Genomic DNA, 355 nt, shown 5'->3' with positions numbered 1-355 from the left:
TGAACTCTGCCATCTTTTCCTCTTCTACGTGCGGAAGCCCGTTTGGTCGCTCCGGCACAAGATGCGCGTAATCAGCGCGATCTTTGATGCACTGCTCATCGTTGTCAAAGCCTTCTACGAGTCCAGCAAACACGAAGTACCTGAAATGAACGTCATCGAGTTTCTTGAAATCTTCAGCTAGTAACTGATCGATAAGCTGATGGGCGCGTTGTGGGTCCATCGCGTCTCCGTATAAAAAGGCCGGTAACCCGGCAACTAGGTCATGCCTGACCATTCTCTATTGTTGTGGGCACTGTCACGAGTTTCAGGAAGCACGGGCCCGAGACCGGGCAACTGGCTTCACACCAACTGTACC

The 355-nt window shown here is 52.1% G+C and carries 1 protein-coding gene; it reads right to left on the bottom strand.

Annotated elements, in window-relative coordinates:
• Nucleotides 1–220, bottom strand: a 220-nt coding sequence (locus tag AC1RPY_RS07735; protein WP_481763103.1) for a hypothetical protein, incomplete at its 3' end; no start/stop codon positions are given.
• Nucleotides 221–355: the final 135 nt, after the last annotated feature.

It is taken from the genome of Dellaglioa sp. CoH-56-MRSF-12, from assembly GCF_056782075.1.
The sequence above is the reverse complement of the archived record's forward strand: the minus strand, read 5'-3'. Positions and strand labels throughout refer to the sequence as shown.